Source organism: Streptomyces sp. E2N166, assembly GCF_003671715.1.
Taxonomy (GTDB): Bacteria; Actinomycetota; Actinomycetes; order Streptomycetales; family Streptomycetaceae; genus Streptomyces; species Streptomyces thinghirensis.
This window is the reverse complement of record NZ_RAIF01000012.1, coordinates 1,274,412-1,294,934: the sequence shown is the minus strand read 5'-3', so window position 1 is coordinate 1,294,934 and position 20,523 is coordinate 1,274,412. Positions and strand designations below refer to the sequence as shown.

Sequence of the window (20,523 nt, the reverse complement as noted above, 5' to 3'; positions counted from 1 at the left end):
CCGTCCGCCCTCCCGGCCCCGTGGGCCGACCCGGCGGACGCCGGCTGCCGCCCGGCCGCGGCGGCCGCCGCCCCCGGCCCCAGCCGTCGACGACCGTGGCGACGAGGGCGAGCAGTACCACCGCCGCGAGGGCGAGCCACCAGGACGTGTTCATGCCGACGACCGTACCGGCGCGCACTGCCCCCGCGCGCCCCCTCCACGGCCCAGCGCGCCCCACTTCCAGCCGAACCGGTGACACCGCAGGTGAGTTCGCCCACAACGGCCCCTGGCGGAGGAGCGACCCGAGGTTTTGCGCCTTACGCTCGACAAACCGCACGACCCCCGTCTCTCCACACGCGCCAGCGGAGGTTTCTGCTTCATGAAGCTCACCGTCGTCGGCTGCTCGGGGTCGTTCCCGTCCGCGGAATCGGCCTGCTCGAGCTACCTCGTCGAGGCCGACGGCTTCCGGCTGCTCCTCGACATGGGCAACGGTGCCCTCGGCGAGTTGCAGCGCCACTGCGGTCTCTACGACCTCGACGCGATCTTCCTCAGCCACCTGCACGCCGACCACTGCATCGACATGTGCGCCTACTTCGTGGCGCGCTACTACCGGCACGAAGGCGGCCGCTGCGACCCCCTCCCGGTCTACGGGCCCGAGGGCACCGAGCACCGGCTCACCACCGCCTACGCCGACACTCCCTCCGCCTCGTCCATGAGTGAGGTCTTCGACTTCCACACGGTCAAGCCGTCCACCTTCGAGGTCGGACCCCTCACCGTGCACACCGAACGCGTCGCCCACCCCGTGGAGGCCTACGCCATCCGCGTCGAGCACGGCGGCAGGTCGCTGACCTACTCCGGCGACACGGGCGTCACCGCCACGCTGGACGAACTCGCCCGCGACACCGACCTGTTCCTGTGCGAGGCCGCCTTCACGCACGGCAAGGAGAACATCCCCGACCTCCACCTCAACGGCCGCGAGGCGGGCGAGAGCGCCACCCGCGCCGGCGCCCGCCGCCTGGTCCTCACCCACATCCCCCCGTGGACCGACCCCCAGGCCAACCTCGCCGACGCGCGCGAGGTCTACGACGGACCGGTGGAGGTCGCCGCGGCGGGCGCGGTGTACGAGGTCTAGCCCCCGCGCAGACATGACGAGGGCCCGGAACCTTCCCGGTTCCGGGCCCTCGTCATGTCTGCCTGCGGTGGGGACTCACGCCTTCGTGAGGTCCTCGACCTCCTCCTCGGGCTCGCGGCCCGGGGTCTTCAGGTCGAACTTGATGATCGCGAAGCGGAACGTCACGTAGTAGATCGCCGCGAACACCAGACCGATCGGAATGATCAGCCATGGCTTGGTGGCGAGATGCCAGTTCAGGGCGTAGTCGATGGCACCGGCCGAGAAGTTGAAGCCGGCGTGCACACCCAGGCCCCAGGTGATCGCCATCGAGGCGGCGGTGAGCACCGCGTGCAGCACGTACAGGACCGGCGCGATGAACATGAACGAGAACTCGATCGGCTCGGTCACACCGGTGACGAACGAGGTCAGCGCGAGCGAGACCATCATGCCCATCACGGCCTTGCGGCGCTCCGGACGGGCGCAGTGCGCGATGGCGATCGCGGCGGCCGGCAGGCCGAACATCATGATCGGGAAGAAGCCCGACTGGAAGATGCCGGCGTTCGGGTCACCGGCCAGGAAGCGGGTGATGTCGCCGTGCACGACCTCACCGGCGGCGTTGGTGAAGTCACCGAGCTGGAACCAGGCCACCGTGTTGACGAACTGGTGCATGCCGACCGGGATCAGCGCGCGGTTCACGCCGCCGAACAGGGCCGCGCCACCGGCGCCGAGGCCGGTCATCCACTCGCCGAAGTTGGAGATGCCGGTACCGATGGGCTCCCAGACCAGGCCGAAGAAGACACCGACCACGATGCCGACGAAGGCCATGATGATCGGCACCAGACGACGGCCGTTGAAGAAGCCGAGCCAGTCCACCAGCCTGGTGCGGTGGAACCGCTGCCAGAGCACCGCGGCGAGCAGGCCCATGATGATGCCGCCGAGGACACCCGGGTCGTTGTACGTCGCCGCGACGTCCGCGCCCTCCTGGACCACCGCCTCGGTGACCGGGAAGGCCTCCAGGACCTTGCTGTACACGAGGAAGCCGACCACCGCGGCCAGAGCGGTCGAGCCGTCCGCCTTCTTGGCGAAGCCGATGGCCACACCTATGCAGAACAGGATCGGCAGCGAGCCGGTCAGAGCACCGCCCGCGTTGTTGAAGACGGCGGCGACGCGGTCCCAGCCCAGGCCGTCCTTGCCGAAGATGTCGTCCTGGCCGAGCCGGACCATGATCCCGGCCGCCGGAAGCACGGCGATCGGGAGCTGCAGGCTGCGGCCGACCTTCTGCAAACCCTGGAAAAGACCAGATCCCCGCTTCTTTGCGGGGGCCGCCTTGTCGGTGGCGGTGCTCATACTTCCTCCATCGGGTGGTGGTCTACACCACTCAGTGGTGTAGACCTGTTGTAGCACGATGAAGGCCGCGTAAGGAACCCGTGATTCCGCGACGGAGGGACTACGCGCAGTGCCCGATCAAGCCTCCAGGTCAGAGCCGCCGAGGGCGTGCCGAAGGCCCCCGGACGGTCGGTCCGAGGGCCTTCGCGAGACCACGGTCAAAGGGTACGTGAGGGTGCGTGAGGTCTACACCTTCGTCACGTCCTCCACCTCGTCCTCCGGCTCCCGCCCAGGGGTCTTCAGGTCGAACTTCGTGATCGCGAACCGGAAGACCACGTAGTACACCACCGCGAAGCACAGGCCGATCGGAATGATCAGCCACGGCCTGGTCGCCAGATTCCAGTTGATGACGTAGTCGATCAGCCCCGCCGAGAAACTGAACCCGTCCTTCACGCCCAGCGCCCACGTCACGGCCATCGACACACCCGTCAGCACGGCGTGCACCGCGTACAGCACCGGAGCGATGAACAGGAACGAGTACTCCAGTGGCTCCGTGATCCCCGTCACGAACGACGTCAGCGCCACCGACAGCATCAGGCCGCCGACCTCCTTGCGCCGGTGCGGCTTCGCGCAGTGGGTGATCGCCAGCGCCGCCGCGGGCAGCGCGAACATCATGATCGGGAAGAAGCCCGAGGTGAACTGACCCGCGTCCGGGTCGCCCGCCAGGAACATGTTGATGTCGCCGTGCACCACCGTGCCGTCCGGCTTCGTGTACGAGCCGAACTGGAACCACATCGGCACGTTCAGGAACTGATGCAGACCGATCACCAGCAACGCCCGGTTCGCCAGGCCGAACACACCCGCGCCCCAGGCGCCCAGCCCCGTCAGCCAGTCGCTGAAACTCTCCAGCGCGTCGCCGATCGGCGGCCACACCCACAGGCACAGCGCCGCGAAGGCGATCGCCACGAAGGCCATGATGATCGGGACCAGCCGGCGACCGTTGAAGAACCCGAGCCAGTCGACCAGCTTCGTCCGATGGAACCGCTGCCAGAAATAGGCCGTCAGCAACCCCATCACGATGCCGCCGAAGACCCCCGGGTTCTGGAAGGTGAAGGCCGTCACCGTCTCCGACCCGTCGGTCAGCCGGCACCCGATCTGCGGGATCGCCTCCGAACCCTCCGGACAGTCCTCCGGAAACTGCCGCAGCACATTGAAGTAGACGAGGAACCCCGCCACCGCCGCCAGCGCCGTCGAACCGTCCGCCTTCTTCGCCATCCCGATGGCCACGCCCACACAGAACAGCAGCGGCAGCCCCAGCGAACCGTCCAGCAGCGCACCGCCCGCGCCGGTCATCACCTTCGATACGTTCGACCAGCCAAGACCGTCGTCCCCGAAGACATCCGGCTGCCCCAGCCGGTTGAGAATGCCCGCGGCGGGCAGGACCGCGATGGGCAACTGAAGACTGCGACCCATCTTCTGCAAACCCTGGAACGCCGTGTTCCAGCGGGCACGTGCAGGGCTGACCCCGCTGTCGGCACTCATCCGGTCTCCATCCGGTCGCCGGTACACTGGTGTAGACCAGTTGACAGACGGCTCCGCCGCCGTGACGCCATCATTCGATACAGGCCCCACGATGGCTCGCGAAGATGGGCCAACTGTGGGTTACTGCCACAAAGCGGCTCGGATCAGGGAGAAAGAACATGGCCAGCAAGGCTGAGAAGATCGTCGCCGGCCTCGGCGGCATCGACAACATCGACGAGATCGAAGGCTGCATCACCCGCCTCCGCACCGAGGTCAACGACCCCGCGCTGGTCAACGAAGCCGCCCTCAAGGCCGCCGGCGCCCACGGCGTCGTCAAGATGGGCTCCGCCATCCAGGTCGTCATCGGCACCGACGCCGACCCGATCGCCGCCGAGATCGAAGACATGATGTAAAGACGCCGAGCGCACCCAGGGGCCCCTCCCACCACGGGACGGGCCCCTACCCGTGCGCCCGCTAGGCTCACCCGCATGTCACGAATCGACGGCCGCACCCCCCAGCAGCTCCGCCCCGTCACCATCGAACGCGGCTGGAGCAAGCACGCCGAAGGCTCCGTCCTCGTCTCCTTCGGCGACACCAAAGTCCTCTGCAACGCCTCCGTCACCGAAGGCGTCCCCCGCTGGCGCAAGGGCAGCGGCGAAGGCTGGGTCACCGCCGAATACGCCATGCTTCCCCGCGCCACCAACACCCGCGGCGACCGCGAGTCCGTCAAGGGCCGCATCGGCGGCCGCACCCACGAGATCAGCCGCCTCATCGGCCGCTCCCTGCGCGCGGTCATCGACTACAAGGCACTCGGCGAGAACACCATCGTCCTGGACTGCGACGTCCTCCAGGCCGACGGAGGCACCCGCACCGCCGCCGTCACCGGCGCCTACGTCGCCCTCGCCGACGCCATCACCTGGGCCCAGACCACCAAGAAGCTCATCAGGCCCAGCCGCAAGCCCCTCACCGGCACCGTCTCCGCCGTCTCCGTCGGCATCGTCGACGGCACCCCCCTCCTCGACCTCCGCTACGAGGAGGACGTCCGCGCCGACACCGACATGAACGTCGTCTGCACCGGCGACGGCCGCTTCGTCGAGGTCCAGGGCACCGCCGAGGCCGAGCCCTTCGACCGCGACGAACTCAACGCCCTCCTCGACCTCGCCGCCGGCGGCTGCGCCGAACTGGCCGAACTCCAGCGCAAAGCCCTTGACGCGGTCCTCGAAAGGTAAAGAGAACACCAAGGGCACATCAAGAAAAGGCGGCCCGGACGCGCAACTCCACCGCCCACCGCCGCGTCAATAGTAGTACAGCAGTTCTACGGGCGTACGGCCGACGCACTCGCCGTACGCCCGACGCCGCACCGCACACGGGCCGCCCGGCCCTGTCCCAACGGGAGGACCGAGACCCATGGCCGCGAGCCGCCACCGCCGCCTTCGCCGCACCACCGTCACCGCCGCCACCGTGGCGGCCGTCGCCCTGACGGCCGGACTCGCCACCGGATGCGACGCCGTCGACAAGGCCCTCGACTGCGTCCAGACCGCCGACGCCATCGCCGACAGCGTCACCGCACTCCAGCAGGCCGTGGAGAACGCGTCCAACGACCCGACGCAACTCGAGGAATCCCTCGACTCCATAGACAAGAACCTCGACAAGATCGGCGACAAGACCGACAACGCCGACGTCAACACGGCGGTCGACGACCTCGGCAAGGCCGTCGACAACGTCCGCACCTCCGTCGAGAACGGTGACAACACCCCGGACCTGAGCCCCGTCACCGACGCGGCCGGCGAACTGACGAAGGTCTGCACGCCGTAAGGGCGGTGCGAGCGGGACGGCGAGGGCCGGGATACTGAACCCCATGACCCGCCTGATCCTCGCCACCCGCAATGCCGGAAAGATCACCGAACTGAGGGCCATCCTCGCCGACGCGGGCCTGCCCCACGACCTCGTCGGCGCGGACGCCTACCCGGAGATCCCCGACGTCAGGGAAACCGGCGTCACCTTCGCCGAGAACGCCCTCCTCAAGGCCCACGCCCTCGCCCGGGTCACCGGCCTCCCGGCCGTCGCCGACGACTCCGGCCTCTGCGTCGACGTCCTGAACGGCGCGCCCGGCATCTTCTCCGCCCGCTGGTCCGGCACCCACGGCGACGACAAGGCCAACCTCGACCTCCTCCTCGCCCAGATCGGCGACATCGCCGACGAACACCGGGGCGCGCACTTCGCCTGCGCGGCGGCCCTGGCCCTGCCCGACGGCACGGAGCGGGTCGTCGAGGGCCAACTGCGAGGCACCCTGCGCCATGAGCCCGCCGGCACGGGCGGCTTCGGCTACGACCCGATCCTCCAGCCGGAGGGCGAGACCCGCACGTGCGCGGAGCTGACGGCGGACGAGAAGAACGCGATCAGCCACCGGGGGAAGGCCTTCCGGGCGCTGGTGCCGGTGGTGCGGGAGCTTTTGGGCTGAGCGACGGCAGAGGGGCCGCTTGTTGAGCGGCCCCTCTGTGTGTGCGGCCGGTGGGACTCGAACCCACACGGGTGTGAACCCACTGGGACCTAAACCCAGCATGACTGCCAAATTCCATCACGGCCGCTCAAAAACGGTCATCGTGCTCGACCGGCGGCATTCAGTGTACGGGGGGAACGGGTCACCCTGCGAGGGGCGCCCCGCCCTTCCGGCGGCACCAGGTCTCGGTCAGGGCGTGGCAGTTGGGGCAGAGATACCGCAGGTTCTCCCTACGATTGTCGTGCCAGTTCCCGTTGACATGGTCGATCTGCAGAGTGATGGGTTGACCGAGCCATGCGCCGGTGTTGCCGCAGGTCTCGCAGGCGTACGGCACTCCGATCTCGCCCAGGACCTTGTGCAGTTGGGCCCTGTTCGTCCGTCCCGCATGAGACGGAAGAACGATCAGCACGCGATGGGCGGTAGGTGTCGGGGCAGGCGGCTCCGCTCGCCCCCAGGACCTGCGCTCGAAGTGGCTGACGTCGATGCCTGCCGCGCTGATGCGGCGCCGAATGTGAGAGAGGGTTCCAGTGGCAGGTGTCGCTCCCAGCTTCAGCGCCACCTCCCGCAGTGACGACGCCGAGGCGGCGGCCTCGGCGATAGCGGCGTCGGGGTACTTGCGCCATGGGCTGCGCTTGACGAAGTGACTCGTGTCCAGCCCGTGGCCCACGACCCTTTCCTGGAGCACCCGTCGCTGGCCGCCGCTCGCCTTGAGGCCGAGTCCTCGCATCAAGTCTGTCCAGTTGCGGGCCTCGGCGACGGCTCGTGCGAGTCGCTCCCTGTCGTAAGTGCCCAATTGTGTGGGATCTGGAGTTTCCAGCATCCTGTCCGCCCCTTGTGAGTGGGCCACGCGTTCGTGGCCTCGTGCGGAGTAACGAACCGTTTATCGGACAGTCGCGCGTGGCATGCGGAAGGGCCCGTACCGGAAGGCTTCGGTACGGGCCCCGCGAGGGAAGGGATCAGATCCCGAGATCCTTGATGATCTTGGCGACGTGGCCGGTCGCGCGGACGTTGTACAGGGCGTGTTCCACCTTGCCGTCCTCGTCGACGACGATCGTGGAGCGGATGACGCCCATGTAGGTCTTGCCGTAGTTCTTCTTCTCGCCGAAGGCCGCGTACGCGTCCAGGACCTTCTTGTCCGGGTCGGCGAGGAGGGTGACCTTCAGGGATTCCGTGTCGCGGAACTTGGCCAGCTTCTCCGGCTTGTCCGGGGAGATGCCGATCACGTCGTAGCCGGCGCCGGCCAGCAGCTCCAGGTTGTCCGTGAAGTCGCACGCCTGCTTCGTGCAGCCGGGGGTAAGGGCAGCAGGGTAGAAGTACACGATGACCTTGCGGCCCTTGTGGTCGGACAGGGACACCTCGTTGCCGTCGGCGTCCGGGAGGGTGAAGGCGGGGGCCACGTCCCCGGGCTGGAGTCGCTCGCTCATCGAACCAGCGTAACCGGGGGTCCTGACAGTGCAGCGGGGCGAGTAGCTGACAGACTGTCCGGAACAGCGTCAGCAGACTTCGGAGGCCGTACGGTGGCGGACACGTCGGACATCAGAACCCCGGCGCAGATCGAGGCGGACATCAAGCGCCGCCGCGAGGTGCTGGCCGAGACGCTCGACGAGATCGGGATGCGGGTGCACCCGAAGACGATCGTGGGCGATGCGAAGGCCAAGGTCGCTTCCAGCGTCGATCACACCCTCGGACGTGCGTACGTCGAGGTCAATCGTGTGGTCAGCGATGTGAAGTCGCAGTTCGTGGACGAGGAGGGCTCGCCCCGGATGGAGCGCGTCGTGCCCGTCGCGCTCGTCGTCGTCGGGCTGCTCGCCCTGGGCGGTACCCGGCGGCGCCGGCGCTGAGCCGGGGCAGGTAGGTTCAGGGCGTGAGCGCCAAGAGAAACGAGCACAGTTCCCCGGACGACAAGCTGCCCATCCGGATGCTGCACGACCGCGTACTCGTGCGGCAGGACACCGGCGAGGGCGAGCGGCGGTCCGGGGGCGGGATCCTGATCCCCGCCACGGCGGCGGTCGGACGGCGGCTGGCCTGGGCCGAGGTCGTCGCGGTGGGTCAGAACGTACGGACCGTGGAACCGGGCGACCGGGTGCTGTACGACCCGGAGGACCGCGCGGAGGTCGAGGTGCGGGGCACGGCGTACGTGCTCATGCGCGAGCGCGATCTGCACGCGGTGGCCGCGGACCGGTTCGAGGGGTCGGAGGATTCGACCGGGCTGTATCTCTGAGACCTCGCACCTCTGAAACAAGGGTCGGCAAGGGCTTTCAGGGGCTGGTGATCAAGGTCACCAGCCCCTTCCGGCTGTCTTTGCTACTTTGGGAAGCACCCCGACGAGACGCGCCGTACCGGGCCAAGGAAAAGACGACGCACCACCGTTCAGTTCGTTCACGGAGGTGCCTGTCATGGCCTGGGTTCTGTTGCTCGTCGCCGGTCTGCTCGAGGTCGGCTGGTCGATCGGGATGAAGTACACGGACGGGTTCACCCGTCTCGTCCCGAGTCTGTTCACCGGTGCGGGGATCGTCGCCAGCATGGTGCTGCTGTCGTACGCGGCCCGGACGCTGCCCATCGGTACCGCCTACGGCGTGTGGGTGGGGATCGGCGCGGCCGGTGCGGCGGTGCTCGGCATGGTGGTGCTGGGTGAGCCGGTGACCGCCGCCCGGATCTTCTTCATCTGTCTGCTGCTGGTCGCCGTGGTGGGTCTGAAGGCGACCTCCGGGCACTGACCCGGCAGGCCCGGTCCGCTGTCACTGGCGGCGGGGTGTGACGGGGATACCGGCGACCGTCCCGGTGTCCGAGTCGCCTCCGCCGCCCGCGCCGGTCGTGTCGCCGCCGCCACCTTCTGTGGTGCCGCCGCCGTTCGTCGAGTCGTCGCCGCCTCCGTCACCGCCGCCGGTGGGGCCCGGCTCGGTGGTGGCGCCGCCCGTGGTGGGGCCGCCGGTCGTCGGGTCGCCGGTGCCGGTCTCGCCGCCCGGCGGGGTGCTGCCGCCGCCGGTCCGGCCCGGGGTGGTCTCGGTGCCGGACTCGTTCTCGTCGCCGGTCGGCTCGTCGTCGGGGTCGCCGCTGCCGCTCTCGTCGCCGGTGCCCGGTTCGTCCGAGGAGTCGTCGGACGGGGACGCGGTGACGTCGGCGCCGACCTGGAGCTGGAGGTCGAAGTCGGTGACCGGTTCGCCCTTGAGGGCGTTGCGGGTGTACTGGCCCCAGATCTCGGCGGGCGCGCCGCCGCCGTTGATGCGGGGCAGGCCCATCGCGCCGTAGAGCGACTTGTGGGCGGCGGTTTCCGGGTCCTGGCCCATGACGGCGATGACGGTGGCCAGCTCGGGGGTGTAGCCGGCGAACCAGGCGGCGGTGTCCTCCTCGGCGGTGCCGGTCTTGCCGGCGGCGGGGCGGCCGGCGGCCTGGGCGGCGGTGGCGGTGCCGTTCTGGACGACGCTGCGCAGGACGGAGGTGGTGGTGTCGGCGGCCTCGCGGCTGACGGCCTGGCGCTCGCGCCGCTCGGGCAGCTCGACCTCCTGCTTGCCGTCCTTCATGACCTTCTCGACCAGCGTGTACGTGCCGTGCCTGCCGTGGTTGGCGAGGGTGGCGTACGCCTCGGCCATGTCGAGGGGGCTGGCGGTGGCCACGCCGAGGGCGATGGACGGGGAGGGCGTCAGCTCGGGGGTGTTCTTGGAGAGGCCGAGGTCGATCGCGGTCTGCTGGACCTTGTCGGAGCCGACGTCCACGGCCATCTGGGCGTACACGGCGTTGACGGACTTGTCGGTGGCCTCGCGGACGGTGACGTCGCCGTAGTCGTGGTGGTCCTCGTTCTCCGGGGCGTAGCGGCCGCCGCTCCAGCCCTGGACGGGGCGTTCGCTGGTGCCGTCGTAGATCGTGTTCGGGTTGATCGTGCGGCCGTCCTGTGTCTCGGAGTGGTTCTCGACGGCGGACGTGAACACGAAGGGCTTGAAGGTGGAGCCGACCTGGAAGTCGCGGCGGGTGGCGTTGGGCGTGTACTGCTTGACGTAGTCGACGCCGTTGTACATCGCGACGACCTTGCCGGTTTCCGGGTCGACGGAGGCGCCGCCCGCGCGGACGTAGGTGTCGACCTTGCGTTCCTTCTTGTCCAGTTTGGACATGAGCTTGTCGTCGACGGCCTTGACGAAGGCGTTCTGCTTGTCCTTCTGCAGGGTCGTGGTGATGCGGTAGCCGCCGCGGTCGAGCTCCTCCTCGTCGACGACGTCGTTCTGGATCAGGTAGTCCCGGACGATGTTGACGACGTAGCCGCGCTGCCCGGACATGTTGGTGGAGATGGTGCTCTCCTTGGGCGCGGGGAACTTCTGGCTCGCGCGTTCGGCCTGGCTGAGCCAGCCCTTCTCGACCATGCCGTCCAGTACGTAGTTCCAGCGGGCCTCGGCGGCGGGCTTGTTCTCCGGGTGGGCGACGACGTCGTACTGGCTGGGCGCGTTGAGCAGCGAGGCGAGGTAGGCGCCCTGGGCCGCGGTGAGGTCCTTGGCGTCGATGCCGTAGTAGGCCTGGGCGGCGGACTGGATGCCGTAGGCGCCGCGGCCGAAGAAGCTGGTGTTGAGGTAGCCCTCCAGGATCTCGCTCTTGCTCTTCTCGCGGTCGAGCTTGATCGAGATGAAGAACTCCTTCACCTTGCGGGTGACGGTCTGCTCCTGGGCCAGGTAGTAGTTCTTGACGTACTGCTGGGTGATCGTGGAGCCGGACTGCTTGCCCTTGCCGGTGGCGGTGTTCCAGCCGGCGCGGATCATGGCCGCCGGGTCGATGGCGGACTCGGTGTAGAAGTCGCGGTCCTCGGCGGCCAGGACGGCGTGCTGGGCGGCCTTGGAGATGCGGGCGAGGCCGACGCTCTCCCGGTTGACCTCGCCGTCGCGGGCGAGGACGCTGCCGTCGGCGTACAGGTAGACGTTGGACTGCTTGGTGGCGAGCGCGTTGGCGGCCGGGATGTGCACCAGGTGGTAGCCGAGGAAGAAACCGCCGATCAGCAGCAGGACCCCGATGAGGCAGGTGCTCAGTACGATGCGCCAGGTCGGGACGAACCGGCGCCATCCGGTGCGCGCCGGCCGCTCGGGCTTCTTGGTCTTCCCGTCGCCGGCCACCCCCTCGCCGGCCGCCTGGGGCTCTCTCGGCGCCCAGCCCTGGTTCGGCTGCTGCGGCTGCGGCTCGTCGCTCATCTCGTGCACGGACTCCTGTTTCGCGTCGTACGGTCTGGTCTCGTACGGCCTTGTACGCCTCTGCGTCCTCCGGCGTCTCTCATGCCTTCGGACGCCCTCTGAAGAAGACTCTCGCACCGGGCGTTCCGTTCCCACTCGGCGGCACACCCGTGAAATTCCGTGGCACGTGCGGTCGCAGCCGCACTAGGCTCCTGCGCTTCGGTGCCGGTCGGAGGGTGGCGGTCGTGGGAGTGGGCTCGGGGCGGTTGTACGCGGCCGTCGCGGCGGGGGGATTCCGACGGTACGCGACGTATCGGGCGGCCACCGCCGCCGGGGTGTTCACCAACACGGTCTTCGGATTGATCCTGGTATACACCTATCTGGCCCTGTGGGACGAGAAACCGCAGCTCGGAGGCTACGACCAGGCGCAGGCCGTCACTTTCGTGTGGCTGGGGCAGGCGTTGCTGGCGGCGCTGGCGATCGGGGGCGGCGGGTTCGAGGACGAGCTGATGGAGCGCATCCGTACGGGTGACATCGCCGTCGACCTGTACCGGCCGGTGGATCTTCAGCTGTGGTGGCTCGCGGCGGATGTGGGGCGGGCGCTGTTCCAGTTGCTGGGGCGCGGGGTGGTGCCGTTCGCCTTCGGGTCGCTGTTCTTTCCGGTGGCGCTGCCGGCGGAGGTGTCCGTGTGGGGCGCGTTCCTGGTGGCGGTGGTGCTGGCGGCGGTGGTGAGTTTCGCACTGCGGTACCTGGTGGCCCTCTCCGCGTTCTGGCTGATGGACGGCATGGGGGTGACGCAGATGGCGTGGCTCGCGGGGTTCTTCTGCTCGGGGATGCTGCTGCCGCTGAACGTGTTCCCCGGTGCGCTCGGCGAAGTCGTACGGATGCTGCCGTGGTCGTCGCTGCTCCAGGCACCGGCGGACGTGCTGCTGGGCGAGGCCGATCCGCTGGGGACCTTCGTCTTCCAGGCGGGGTGGGCGGTGGTGCTGCTGGCGGTGGGGCGGCTGGTGCAGTCGGCGGCCACACGACGGGTGGTGGTCCAGGGTGGCTGAGACGGCTCACGAGGGCGGGAGGACGGAGCCACCCCGCCGGGTCGCCGAGGGGCTGCGCGCGTACCGGCTGATCGCGGCGATGTGGATCCGGTCGACGATGGCGTACCGGACGTCCTTCGCGCTGACGACGTTCGGGAACTTCGCTGCGACCGCGCTGGACTTCGTGGCGATCCTGCTGATGTTCTCCCGCGTCGACGCGCTGGGCGGCTGGCCGCTGGCCGAGGTGGCGTTCCTTTACGGGGTGTCCGGTGTCTGTTTCGGGCTGGCCGACCTGGCGATCGGCTCGATGGAGCGGCTGGGCCGGCGGGTGCGCGACGGCACGCTGGACACGCTGCTGGTGCGTCCGGCGCCGGTGCTGGCGCAGGTGGCGGCGGACCGGTTCGCGCTGCGCCGGCTGGGCCGGGTGGCGCAGGGGGTGCTGGTGCTGGGGTACGCGCTGACGGTCGTGGATGTCGACTGGACGGCGGCGAAGCTGCTGCTGATGCCGGTGATGCTGCTCAGCGGGGCGGGGATCTTCTGTGCGGTGTTCGTGGCCGCGGCGGCGTTCCAGTTCGTGGCGCAGGACGCCTCGGAGGTGTCGAACGCCTTCACCTACGGCGGTACGACGATGCTGCAGTACCCGCCTACGGTGTTCGCGCTGGACCTGGTGAGCGGGGTGACGTTCGTGATGCCGCTGGCCTTCGTCAACTGGCTGCCGGCGAGCTATGTGCTGGACCGGCCCTATCCGCTGGGCCTGCCCCAGTGGGTGGCGTTCGCGCCGCCGCTGGTGGCGGTGGCCTGCTGTGCGCTGGCGGGGCTGGCCTGGCGGGCGGGGCTGCGCACGTATCGGAGTACGGGGAGTTGAGGGCGTTGGCCGAGGCGGACACCGTGGGGCCGGGGGTGGCGGCCTTCATCGAGCTCGACGGCGTCGAGAAGGTCTTCGACGTGCGCAGGAAGACGGGTTTCCTGAAACGGGAGCGGCGGCAGGTGCGGGCCGTGGACGGGCTGTCGTTCACCGTGGCACGCGGCGAGATGGTCGGCTACATCGGTCCGAACGGCGCCGGGAAGTCGACGACGATCAAGATGCTCACCGGCATCCTGACGCCGAGCGGCGGACGGCTGCGGGTGGCGGGCATCGATCCGTCCCGGGAGCGGGTCCGGCTGGCGCACCGCATCGGGGTGGTGTTCGGACAGCGGACGACCCTGTGGTGGGATCTGCCGCTGATCGACTCCTACCGGCTGATGCACCGCATGTACCGCATCCCGGACGTCCGTTACCGGGAGAACCTGGACCGCTGCGTGGAACTCCTCCAGCTCCAGGAGCTGCTGGACGTGCCGGTGCGGCAGTTGTCGCTGGGCCAGCGGATGCGGGGCGACGTCGCGGCGGCGCTGCTGCACGATCCGGAGGTGCTGTACCTGGACGAGCCGACGATCGGCCTGGACGTGGTGTCGAAGGCCAAGGTGCGGGGTTTCCTGCGGGACTTGAACGCGGAGCGCGGCACGACGGTGCTGCTGACCACGCACGACCTCCAGGACATCGAGCAGCTGTGCTCGCGGGTGATGGTGATCGACCACGGGCGGCTGATGTACGACGGTCCGCTGGACGGGCTGCACGAGGCGGGGGAGAGCGAGCGGACGCTGGTGGTGGACCTGGAGCGGGAGTTGCCGCCGATCGAGGCGCCGGCGCCCGCGCGGGTGGTGCGGGTGGAGGGGCCCCGGCAGTGGCTGGCGTTCCCGGCCTCGGCGTCGGCGGCGGGGCTGGTGGCGCGGATCGCGGCCGAGTATCCGCTGGTGGACCTGTCGGTGCGGGAGCCGGACATCGAGTCGGTGATCGCCAAGATGTACGCGGAACGCGCGGGCGCGTAGTGCCCGGCGTGGCGACCTCGTAGGCTGCTGTACATGACCGACGACGCCCCGGACCTCCGCGCATCCGACGCCGACCGTGAACGAGTCGCCGAGGTCCTGCGGGACGCCCTCGCGGAGGGGCGCCTGGACATGACCGAGTTCGAGGAGCGACTGGACGCCACGTACAGCGCGCGGACGTACGGGGACCTGACGCCGATCACCCGGGACCTGCCGGTCGGCCCCGTGGCCGGGCCGCCCCGGGTGTCGATGACCAAGGAGCCCGAGCGCGCCGGAGGCTGGGCGGGCCGGATCACCGGGGGCGAGCCGTCGTCGACGTGGGCGGTCGCCGTGATGTCCGGGTTCCAGCGCAAGGGGCGCTGGACGGTGCCGAGGCGGTTCAACTCCTTCGCGTTCTGCGGCGGCGGGGACATCGACCTGCGCGAGGCGGACTTCGCGCACGACGAGGTCGTGATCAACTGCGTCGCGATCATGGGCGGGATGAACGTGGTCGTGCCGCCCGGTGTCGAGGTGATCGTGCGCGGCATCGGGATCATGGGCGGCTTCGATCACCGCGAGGAGGGCGTCACCGGCGACCCGGGCGCCCCGCGCGTCGTCGTGACGGGCTTCGCCTTCTGGGGCGGAGTCGGTGTCGAGCGCAAGCTGACGCGGGCGGAGAAGCTGCGGATCAAGGAGGAGCGCCGGCAGGAGAAGCTGGAGCGCAAGGGACGCAAGGAACTGGACGGCTCACGCCACGGCTTCCACGACCTGCACCGCGAGGAGGAGCGGGACCGCCGCCGGGACAGCTGACCGGCCGAGCGCCGTCCGGCCCGGCGGCGCACCGGCCGAGCGCTGTCCGGCCCGGCGGTGCACCGTCCAGTGGTGTCGAGCCCGGCGGTGCACCGTCGTCCAGCGCCGTCCGGCCCGGGGGTGTCCCGCCCGGGGCGGTGTCCGGCTCTCCCGGGGCGGTGTCCGGCTCTCTCAGAGCTGGATCGGTGCCGCGCCCTTCAGGTCGTCCAGGTCGACGACGCCGCCCATGCGGGCGTACCCCTTGTCGCCGGGGTGCAGGTGGTCGCCGCTGTCGTAGTCGGAGCGCATCCGGCGCGGGTCGTAGGGGTCGCGCAGGGCCTTGTCGAAGTCGACGACCTCGTCGAACACCCGGCCCGAGCGGATCTCCTCGTTGATCTGCCGCCGCATCGTCTCGCGGGCCTGCGTGTACCCGCCGTAGCCGCCGAACGGTGTGATCGTCGCGCCGACGACCTTCAGCCCCCGGGCGTGCGCCCGGTCGGTCAGTGTGCGCAGTCCGTCCAGGACGGAGTCCCGGTCGGCGAGTTCCGGGCTGTGCAGGATGTCGTTGACGCCGAGGACGATGACGACGACCTTGACGTTGGTGCGGTCCAGTACGTCCCGCTCGAACCGGCTCAGCGCGCTGGGGTTGTCGGCGGGCCGGCCCGCCCGGCCGGTCAGGATCCGGTTGCCGCTGATGCCCTGGTTGACGACGCTGTAGCGGGGCGCGTCCCGCCCGGCCCCGGCCGCCTCGTGCAGCCGCTCGGCGAGGACGTCGGTCCAGCGGTTGTTGGCGCCCGTCTCGGAGCCGTAGCCGTCGGTGATCGAGTCGCCGATGGCGACGACGGTGCCGTCGGCCTCGTGGCTCAGCACGTCCAGCGCGGTCAGGTAGCGCCAGTACCGCGTCTGAGTGGTGTACGCGACGGCGGTGACGTCCGCGGCACGGTCGCCGTCGGCGAGGTAGCTGATCTGCTGCGCGCGCGGGTGGTAGGTGACCGGGCCGGACGGCACGGGGGAGTACGTGGTGACCAGGACGTCCGCGCCGTAGGGGACGGCGATGCGCGCGATGTCGCTCATGACCTGTCCGCCCGCCGGGATCACGACCCGGGGGCTGCCCCGGAAGGTCAGCCGGCGCATGCTGTCGGCGAGCGCGGCGGCGGTGTCGGGGCCGGCGGCCAGGGCGATGGAGGCGTGCGTGACGGTCAGCGGGGACTGTCCGTAGAGGTTGGACAGGGTGATCCGCGCGCTGGTGCCGCCGATGCTCGTGTGCACGACGTTGCGCACCGAACGGCCCGCCATGCCGGTCGTCTCGGTGCCCGGTTCGGCGGCGGCCGGTGAAGTGGACCAGGCGCCGACCCATGTGCCGGTCGAGGCGGGAGCGGCGTCTCCCCGTGGGAAACGGCCGCCGGCGAGCGGTGTGCGGTCCTTCGAGCCGCCGTCGGCGGACGCTCCGGCGTATATGGCCGCGGAAATCGCCACTATCAGGGTGACGATCGCCGCGAGCAGGGCACGGTGCTTGGTGGGGGGCGCCCCCGCGCGCCCGTCACGACCCCGGGTCATGCTGTGCTGTTCTCCTCGGGCGAGGGAGCCCGAGGCTCCGGTGGGATGAACCCATGATGCGTCATGGGCGGAGGAAAGGCCGTACGACCCCCGGGCGTTCCCCCTGCAGGACAGACGCCGGGAACTTGTGTTCCGTTCCAGGAGTCGGTCAGGAAGGGACAATGTGTGCGGGACGGATCAGCGAACGGTGGAGTGGATGGAACGCACGAAGTCGGACCTTCCTGATGGTCCGGGAGATACCGGGGAGGGCGCCGGGGCGGGGGAAGCGGCGGGTGAAGGGCGGCCCGCCGCGGGGACCGGGCGCACCGTCCGCGACCGCGCGATGACGTCCTTCAGCCCGGCCGACGAGGAGAAGCGCCGCGGCGTGCGCCGCATGAAGCTCACCGCCACGGGCCTGCTGCTGTTCGTCGCCGTGGTCTACGTCCTGGCCGAATGGGCCTCCCACCGGGGCGCGGGCGCCTGGGCGGGCTACGTCGCCGCCGCCGCCGAGGCGGGCATGGTCGGCGCGCTCGCCGACTGGTTCGCGGTCACCGCCCTCTTCCGCCACCCGCTCGGCATCCCCATCCCGCACACCGCGATCATTCCCAAGAAGAAGGACCAGCTGGGCGTCTCGCTGGGCGAGTTCGTCGGGGAGAACTTCCTCTCCGAGGACGTCGTACGGCAGCGGCTGCGCGCCGTCGGCATCGGCAGCCGGCTCGGCGCCTGGCTCGCCGTGCCCGAACACGCCGACCGGGTGACGGCGGAGCTGTCCGCCGCCCTGCGCGGTGCCCTCACCGTGCTGCGGGACTCCGACGTGCAGGCGGTGGTGGGGGAGGCGATCACGCGCCGCGCCGACGCGCAGGAGATCGCCCCCGGCATCGGCAAACTGCTGGACCGGATCGTCGTCGACGGCGGCCACAGGCGCGCCGTCGACCTGATCGTCTCCCGTGCCCACGACTGGCTGATCCTGCACGGCGACTCCGTCATGGACGCCGTACAGGGCGGGGCACCCGGGTGGACGCCCCGGTTCGTGGACAAGCGGGTCGGCGAGCGCGTCTACAAGGAGCTGCTGCGCTTCGTCACCGAGATGCGCGACATGCCGGCCCACCCCGCACGAGGCGCCCTGGACCGCTTCCTCACCGACTTCGCCTCCGACCTCCAGTCCGACACGGACACCCGCGCGCGCGTGGAGCGGCTGAAGACCGAGGTGCTGGGCCGTGGCGAGGTCCAGGACCTCATCGCGTCCGCCTGGACGGCCGTACGCTCCATGATCGTCTCGGCGGCGGAGGACGAGCGCAGCGAACTGCGTACGCGGGTACGGGCCTCGCTGTTGTCGCTGGGCGCGCGGATGGCCTCGGACCCCAAGGTGCAGGGCAAGGTCGACGGGTGGGTCGAGGGCGCCGCGGTGTACGTCGTCACCACCTACCGCCACGAGATCACCTCCCTGATCACCGACACGGTGGCGAGCTGGGACGCCGAGCACACCACGAAGAAGATCGAGGCGAACATCGGCCGCGACCTGCAGTTCATCCGCATCAACGGCACGGTGGTCGGCTCGCTGGCCGGGCTGCTGATCTACACGGTCTCCCGCATGCTGGGGGCGTAGGGCAGGCCCTGCCCTCCCGGCGCGGCGGGTTCGGCGGGCGTGCCCTCCCGGAGCGGCGGGGGTGCCCCTCCCGGAGCAGCGCGGGCGTGTCCCTCCCGGCTCCGGGCACACGGGAGGCGTTCGCTCGACGGAGAGGGAGCCATGACAGCAGAATCGTCGTCGCCGGGCTCGACGCCCGCCTCCACCGGCGCCGTCACCACGGCCGTCCCCGCCCGCCTGGACCGGCTGCCCTGGTCACGGTGGCACTGGATGATCGTGATCGGCCTGGGCACCGTCTGGATCCTGGACGGCCTGGAAGTCACGATCGTCGGCAACGTGGCCGGCCGCATCGCCGAGGAAGGCAGCGGCCTGGACATCAGCGCCGCCCAGATCACCGGCCTCGCCGCCGCCCTGTACGTCGCGGGCGCCTGCTCCGGGGCCCTGTTCTTCGGCTGGCTGACCGACCGTTACGGCCGCAAGAAGCTGTTCATCACGACGCTGGTCGTGTATCTGGCGGCGACCGCGCTGACCGCGCTCTCCTTCGAGTCCTGGTGGTTCTTCCTCTTCCGCTTCCTCACCGGCTTCGGTATCGGCGGCGAGTACGCGGCCATCAACTCCGCGATCGACGAGCTGATCCCGTCCCGGTACCGGGGGCGGGTCGACCTCATCATCAACGGCAGCTACTGGCTCGGCGCGATCGGCGGCGCCCTGCTGTCCATCGTGATGCTGGACACCGACATCTTCCCCAAGGACCTCGGCTGGCGGCTCAGCTTCGCCCTCGGCGTGGTCCTCGGTCTGGTCATCCTCCTCGTACGCCGGCACGTCCCGGAGAGCCCGCGCTGGCAGTTCATCCACGGCCACGGCGAGAAGGCCGAGACCCTCGTGTCGTCCGTCGAACGTGAGATCGAGGAGGAGAAGGGCGAGAAGCTGCCGCCGCCGGCCCGTGAGATCACCATCCACCAGCGCAAGAGCATCGGCTTCGGCCTGATCGCCAAGACCGTCTTCAGCCGCTACCCGCGCCGCGCGGTCCTCGGCCTGTCCCTCTTCATCGGCCAGGCGTTCCTCTACAACGCCATCACCTTCGGCTTCGGCACCATCCTCATCACCTTCTTCGACGTGCCGACCGGCAGCACCGGCTACTACTTCGCCGTCATCGCCGCCGGCAACTTCCTGGGCCCGCTGCTCCTCGGCACGCTCTTCGACACGGTCGGCCGCCGCATCATGATCTCCAGCACGTACCTGCTCTCCGGCATCCTGCTCTTCGGCACGGCGTACCTCTTCGACCAGGGGTCGCTCACGGCCACGACGATGACGGCGTGCTGGTGCGTGGTGCTGTTCTTCGCGTCGGCGGGCGCCTCCAGCGCGTACCTGACCGTCTCCGAGGTCTTCCCGATGGAGACCCGCGCCATGGCCATCGCCTTCTTCTACGCCCTCGGCACCGCCGCCGGCGGTATCAGCGGCCCGCTGCTCTTCGCCAGCCTCACCGAGTCCGGCGTGGTCGGCGACACGGTCCTGGCCTTCCAGATCGGCGCCGGGCTGATGTGCGCGGCCGGCCTGGTGGCGGCGTTCCTGGCGGTGAAGGCGGAGCGCCGCTCGCTGGAGGACATCGCGGAGCCGCTGTCGACGGTGCGGGCGGATTCGGCGAGCGCCTAGCGTGGTTCCGTACTCCCGTCCCGTCCCGTCCCGCCGCCCGTCCGGCCGACCGCGAGGAGCCGTCCGATGACCGTCCGCCGGATCGTCCCCAACATCCAGGTCGAGCATGAGGAGCGGATGCGCACGAGCCGTGACTTCTACGGCCTGCTGGGCTTCGAGGAGGTCATGGACATGGGCTGGGTGACGACCCTGGCCTCCCCGTCCAACCCCACCGCCCAGATCAGCCTCTTCACCGAGGAACGCACCGCGCCCCTCGTCCCCGACCTGAGCGTGGAGGTCGAGGACGTGGACGCCGTGTACGCACAGCTGTCCGCGTCGGGCGCGGAGATCATACGGGAGCCGCGGGACGAGGAGTGGGGTGTACGGCGCTTCTTCGTACGGGACCCGAACGGGCGGGTGGTGAACGTACTGACCCACCTGACGTAGGCCGGCGGCTCAGCCCCGCCGGTCGGCGACCGCCCACGAGGCCAGCGCCACGGCGCCGGCGACACCGAGGACGGCGGGCC

The 20,523-nt window shown here is 70.0% G+C and carries 21 protein-coding genes, 1 tRNA gene, 1 pseudogene and 1 riboswitch; of the genes and pseudogenes, 15 read left to right on the top strand and 8 right to left on the bottom strand.

What is annotated here, in order from left to right:
- Positions 1-154 (bottom strand): annotated as a pseudogene (locus EBH09_RS38880) (type II toxin-antitoxin system PemK/MazF family toxin); the annotation flags it as partial.
- Positions 155-358: 204 nt separating this feature from the next.
- Here EBH09_RS38880 and EBH09_RS13670 point away from each other — a divergent pair.
- A complete protein-coding gene (locus EBH09_RS13670; protein ID WP_121747211.1) occupies positions 359-1,111 on the top strand; it encodes an MBL fold metallo-hydrolase in 753 nt (250 codons plus the stop codon).
- 75 nt (positions 1,112-1,186) lie between these two features.
- On the opposite strand, the gene EBH09_RS13665 is transcribed toward EBH09_RS13670, so the two are convergent.
- Both EBH09_RS13665 and EBH09_RS13660 read right to left on the bottom strand, forming a co-directional pair.
- Positions 1,187-2,437, bottom strand: coding sequence for a PTS transporter subunit EIIC (locus tag EBH09_RS13665; RefSeq protein WP_121747210.1), 1,251 nt, complete (start codon positions 2,435-2,437; stop codon positions 1,187-1,189).
- A 225-nt stretch (positions 2,438-2,662) separates the two neighbouring features.
- Positions 2,663-3,958, bottom strand: a complete 1,296-nt coding sequence (locus EBH09_RS13660) for a PTS transporter subunit EIIC (RefSeq protein ID WP_121747209.1) — start codon at positions 3,956-3,958, stop codon at positions 2,663-2,665.
- A 158-nt stretch (positions 3,959-4,116) separates the two neighbouring features.
- Between EBH09_RS13660 and EBH09_RS13655 the strand changes: the two genes are divergently transcribed.
- The 4 genes from EBH09_RS13655 to rdgB all read left to right on the top strand — a co-directional run bounded on the left by EBH09_RS13655 (position 4,117) and on the right by rdgB (position 6,398).
- A complete protein-coding gene (locus EBH09_RS13655; protein ID WP_121747208.1) occupies positions 4,117-4,350 on the top strand; it encodes a PTS glucose/sucrose transporter subunit IIB in 234 nt (77 codons plus the stop codon).
- A 75-nt stretch (positions 4,351-4,425) separates the two neighbouring features.
- Positions 4,426-5,166 carry a ribonuclease PH gene (rph, locus tag EBH09_RS13650; protein WP_121747207.1) on the top strand — a complete coding sequence of 247 codons (741 nt, stop codon included), beginning with the start codon at positions 4,426-4,428 and terminating at the stop codon, positions 5,164-5,166.
- A 178-nt stretch (positions 5,167-5,344) separates the two neighbouring features.
- Positions 5,345-5,752, top strand: a complete 408-nt coding sequence (locus EBH09_RS13645; RefSeq protein ID WP_121747206.1) for a hypothetical protein — start codon at positions 5,345-5,347, stop codon at positions 5,750-5,752.
- Between the two features lie 43 nt (positions 5,753-5,795).
- Positions 5,796-6,398, top strand: coding sequence for an RdgB/HAM1 family non-canonical purine NTP pyrophosphatase (gene rdgB, locus EBH09_RS13640; RefSeq protein ID WP_121747205.1), 603 nt, complete (start codon positions 5,796-5,798; stop codon positions 6,396-6,398).
- Between the two features lie 42 nt (positions 6,399-6,440).
- Here rdgB and EBH09_RS13635 read toward each other — a convergent pair.
- The 3 genes from EBH09_RS13635 to bcp form a co-directional block, all read right to left on the bottom strand.
- Positions 6,441-6,525, bottom strand: a tRNA-Leu gene (locus EBH09_RS13635).
- A 54-nt stretch (positions 6,526-6,579) separates the two neighbouring features.
- Positions 6,580-7,257 (bottom strand): HNH endonuclease, encoded by a 678-nt coding sequence (locus tag EBH09_RS13630; RefSeq protein ID WP_121747389.1) that lies wholly within the window; start codon positions 7,255-7,257, stop codon positions 6,580-6,582.
- Positions 7,258-7,393: 136 nt separating this feature from the next.
- Positions 7,394-7,861, bottom strand: a complete 468-nt coding sequence (gene bcp / locus EBH09_RS13625) for a thioredoxin-dependent thiol peroxidase (protein WP_121747204.1) — start codon at positions 7,859-7,861, stop codon at positions 7,394-7,396.
- Between the two features lie 93 nt (positions 7,862-7,954).
- Between bcp and EBH09_RS13620 the strand changes: the two genes are divergently transcribed.
- The 3 genes from EBH09_RS13620 to EBH09_RS13610 all read left to right on the top strand — a co-directional run bounded on the left by EBH09_RS13620 (position 7,955) and on the right by EBH09_RS13610 (position 9,154).
- Positions 7,955-8,278 carry a DUF3618 domain-containing protein gene (locus tag EBH09_RS13620; RefSeq protein WP_121747203.1) on the top strand — a complete coding sequence of 108 codons (324 nt, stop codon included), beginning with the start codon at positions 7,955-7,957 and terminating at the stop codon, positions 8,276-8,278.
- A 23-nt stretch (positions 8,279-8,301) separates the two neighbouring features.
- On the top strand, positions 8,302-8,658 hold the full coding sequence (locus tag EBH09_RS13615; RefSeq protein WP_121747202.1) for a co-chaperone GroES: 357 nt from the start codon (positions 8,302-8,304) through the stop codon (positions 8,656-8,658).
- Positions 8,659-8,735: 77 nt separating this feature from the next.
- A riboswitch (guanidine-III (ykkC-III) riboswitch) is annotated at positions 8,736-8,802 on the top strand.
- Between the two features lie 31 nt (positions 8,803-8,833).
- The gene (locus EBH09_RS13610) at positions 8,834-9,154 is read left to right on the top strand and encodes a multidrug efflux SMR transporter (RefSeq protein ID WP_055417143.1); all 321 of its coding nucleotides are present in this window, start codon (positions 8,834-8,836) and stop codon (positions 9,152-9,154) included.
- A gap of 21 nt (positions 9,155-9,175) precedes the next feature.
- On the opposite strand, the gene EBH09_RS13605 is transcribed toward EBH09_RS13610, so the two are convergent.
- Entirely contained in the window at positions 9,176-11,602 is a 2,427-nt protein-coding gene (locus tag EBH09_RS13605; protein ID WP_121747201.1) for a transglycosylase domain-containing protein, read from the bottom strand.
- 224 nt (positions 11,603-11,826) lie between these two features.
- Here EBH09_RS13605 and EBH09_RS13600 point away from each other — a divergent pair, with 224 nt between their 5' ends.
- From EBH09_RS13600 to EBH09_RS13585, 4 genes are read left to right on the top strand one after another with little or no spacing between them, the layout of a single operon-like run.
- Positions 11,827-12,633 carry an ABC-2 family transporter protein gene (locus EBH09_RS13600; protein WP_121747387.1) on the top strand — a complete coding sequence of 269 codons (807 nt, stop codon included), beginning with the start codon at positions 11,827-11,829 and terminating at the stop codon, positions 12,631-12,633.
- On the top strand, positions 12,626-13,477 hold the full coding sequence (locus tag EBH09_RS13595; RefSeq protein WP_238697291.1) for an ABC transporter permease: 852 nt from the start codon (positions 12,626-12,628) through the stop codon (positions 13,475-13,477). Before EBH09_RS13600 ends, EBH09_RS13595 begins: the two co-directional genes overlap by 8 nt.
- A 5-nt stretch (positions 13,478-13,482) precedes the next feature.
- On the top strand, positions 13,483-14,478 hold the full coding sequence (locus EBH09_RS13590) for an ATP-binding cassette domain-containing protein (protein ID WP_238697290.1): 996 nt from the start codon (positions 13,483-13,485) through the stop codon (positions 14,476-14,478).
- A gap of 33 nt (positions 14,479-14,511) precedes the next feature.
- Positions 14,512-15,264, top strand: a complete 753-nt coding sequence (locus EBH09_RS13585; protein WP_121747199.1) for a DUF1707 domain-containing protein — start codon at positions 14,512-14,514, stop codon at positions 15,262-15,264.
- Between the two features lie 171 nt (positions 15,265-15,435).
- Here the strand turns inward: EBH09_RS13585 and EBH09_RS13580 are convergent, their stop codons facing one another.
- Entirely contained in the window at positions 15,436-16,800 is a 1,365-nt protein-coding gene (locus tag EBH09_RS13580) for an SGNH/GDSL hydrolase family protein (protein ID WP_121747198.1), read from the bottom strand.
- Between the two features lie 196 nt (positions 16,801-16,996).
- Here EBH09_RS13580 and EBH09_RS13575 point away from each other — a divergent pair, with 196 nt between their 5' ends.
- The 3 genes from EBH09_RS13575 to EBH09_RS13565 all read left to right on the top strand — a co-directional run bounded on the left by EBH09_RS13575 (position 16,997) and on the right by EBH09_RS13565 (position 20,443).
- Positions 16,997-18,385: a DUF445 domain-containing protein gene (locus EBH09_RS13575; protein ID WP_193776277.1), complete on the top strand. Its 1,389-nt coding sequence runs from the start codon at positions 16,997-16,999 to the stop codon at positions 18,383-18,385.
- 141 nt (positions 18,386-18,526) lie between these two features.
- Positions 18,527-20,017, top strand: coding sequence for an MFS transporter (locus EBH09_RS13570; RefSeq protein ID WP_121747196.1), 1,491 nt, complete (start codon positions 18,527-18,529; stop codon positions 20,015-20,017).
- 66 nt (positions 20,018-20,083) lie between these two features.
- Positions 20,084-20,443 carry a VOC family protein gene (locus tag EBH09_RS13565; protein ID WP_121747195.1) on the top strand — a complete coding sequence of 120 codons (360 nt, stop codon included), beginning with the start codon at positions 20,084-20,086 and terminating at the stop codon, positions 20,441-20,443.
- Positions 20,444-20,523 lie beyond the last annotated feature (80 nt).

What these genes read in the sequence shown, in the direction of transcription:
- EBH09_RS13670 (WP_121747211.1), top strand. Translation starts at nt 359, where the DNA reads ATGAAGCTCACCGTCGTCGGCTGCTCGGGGTCGTTCCCGTCCGCGGAA.
- EBH09_RS13665 (WP_121747210.1), bottom strand. Translation starts at nt 2,437, where the DNA reads ATGAGCACCGCCACCGACAAGGCGGCCCCCGCAAAGAAGCGGGGATCT.
- EBH09_RS13660 (WP_121747209.1), bottom strand. Translation starts at nt 3,958, where the DNA reads ATGAGTGCCGACAGCGGGGTCAGCCCTGCACGTGCCCGCTGGAACACG.
- EBH09_RS13655 (WP_121747208.1), top strand. Translation starts at nt 4,117, where the DNA reads ATGGCCAGCAAGGCTGAGAAGATCGTCGCCGGCCTCGGCGGCATCGAC.
- rph (WP_121747207.1), top strand. Translation starts at nt 4,426, where the DNA reads ATGTCACGAATCGACGGCCGCACCCCCCAGCAGCTCCGCCCCGTCACC.
- EBH09_RS13645 (WP_121747206.1), top strand. Translation starts at nt 5,345, where the DNA reads ATGGCCGCGAGCCGCCACCGCCGCCTTCGCCGCACCACCGTCACCGCC.
- rdgB (WP_121747205.1), top strand. Translation starts at nt 5,796, where the DNA reads ATGACCCGCCTGATCCTCGCCACCCGCAATGCCGGAAAGATCACCGAA.
- EBH09_RS13630 (WP_121747389.1), bottom strand. Translation starts at nt 7,257, where the DNA reads ATGCTGGAAACTCCAGATCCCACACAATTGGGCACTTACGACAGGGAG.
- bcp (WP_121747204.1), bottom strand. Translation starts at nt 7,861, where the DNA reads ATGAGCGAGCGACTCCAGCCCGGGGACGTGGCCCCCGCCTTCACCCTC.
- EBH09_RS13610 (WP_055417143.1), top strand. Translation starts at nt 8,834, where the DNA reads ATGGCCTGGGTTCTGTTGCTCGTCGCCGGTCTGCTCGAGGTCGGCTGG.
- EBH09_RS13605 (WP_121747201.1), bottom strand. Translation starts at nt 11,602, where the DNA reads ATGAGCGACGAGCCGCAGCCGCAGCAGCCGAACCAGGGCTGGGCGCCG.
- EBH09_RS13585 (WP_121747199.1), top strand. Translation starts at nt 14,512, where the DNA reads ATGACCGACGACGCCCCGGACCTCCGCGCATCCGACGCCGACCGTGAA.
- EBH09_RS13580 (WP_121747198.1), bottom strand. Translation starts at nt 16,800, where the DNA reads ATGACCCGGGGTCGTGACGGGCGCGCGGGGGCGCCCCCCACCAAGCAC.
- EBH09_RS13575 (WP_193776277.1), top strand. Translation starts at nt 16,997, where the DNA reads ATGGAACGCACGAAGTCGGACCTTCCTGATGGTCCGGGAGATACCGGG.
- EBH09_RS13570 (WP_121747196.1), top strand. Translation starts at nt 18,527, where the DNA reads ATGACAGCAGAATCGTCGTCGCCGGGCTCGACGCCCGCCTCCACCGGC.
- EBH09_RS13565 (WP_121747195.1), top strand. Translation starts at nt 20,084, where the DNA reads ATGACCGTCCGCCGGATCGTCCCCAACATCCAGGTCGAGCATGAGGAG.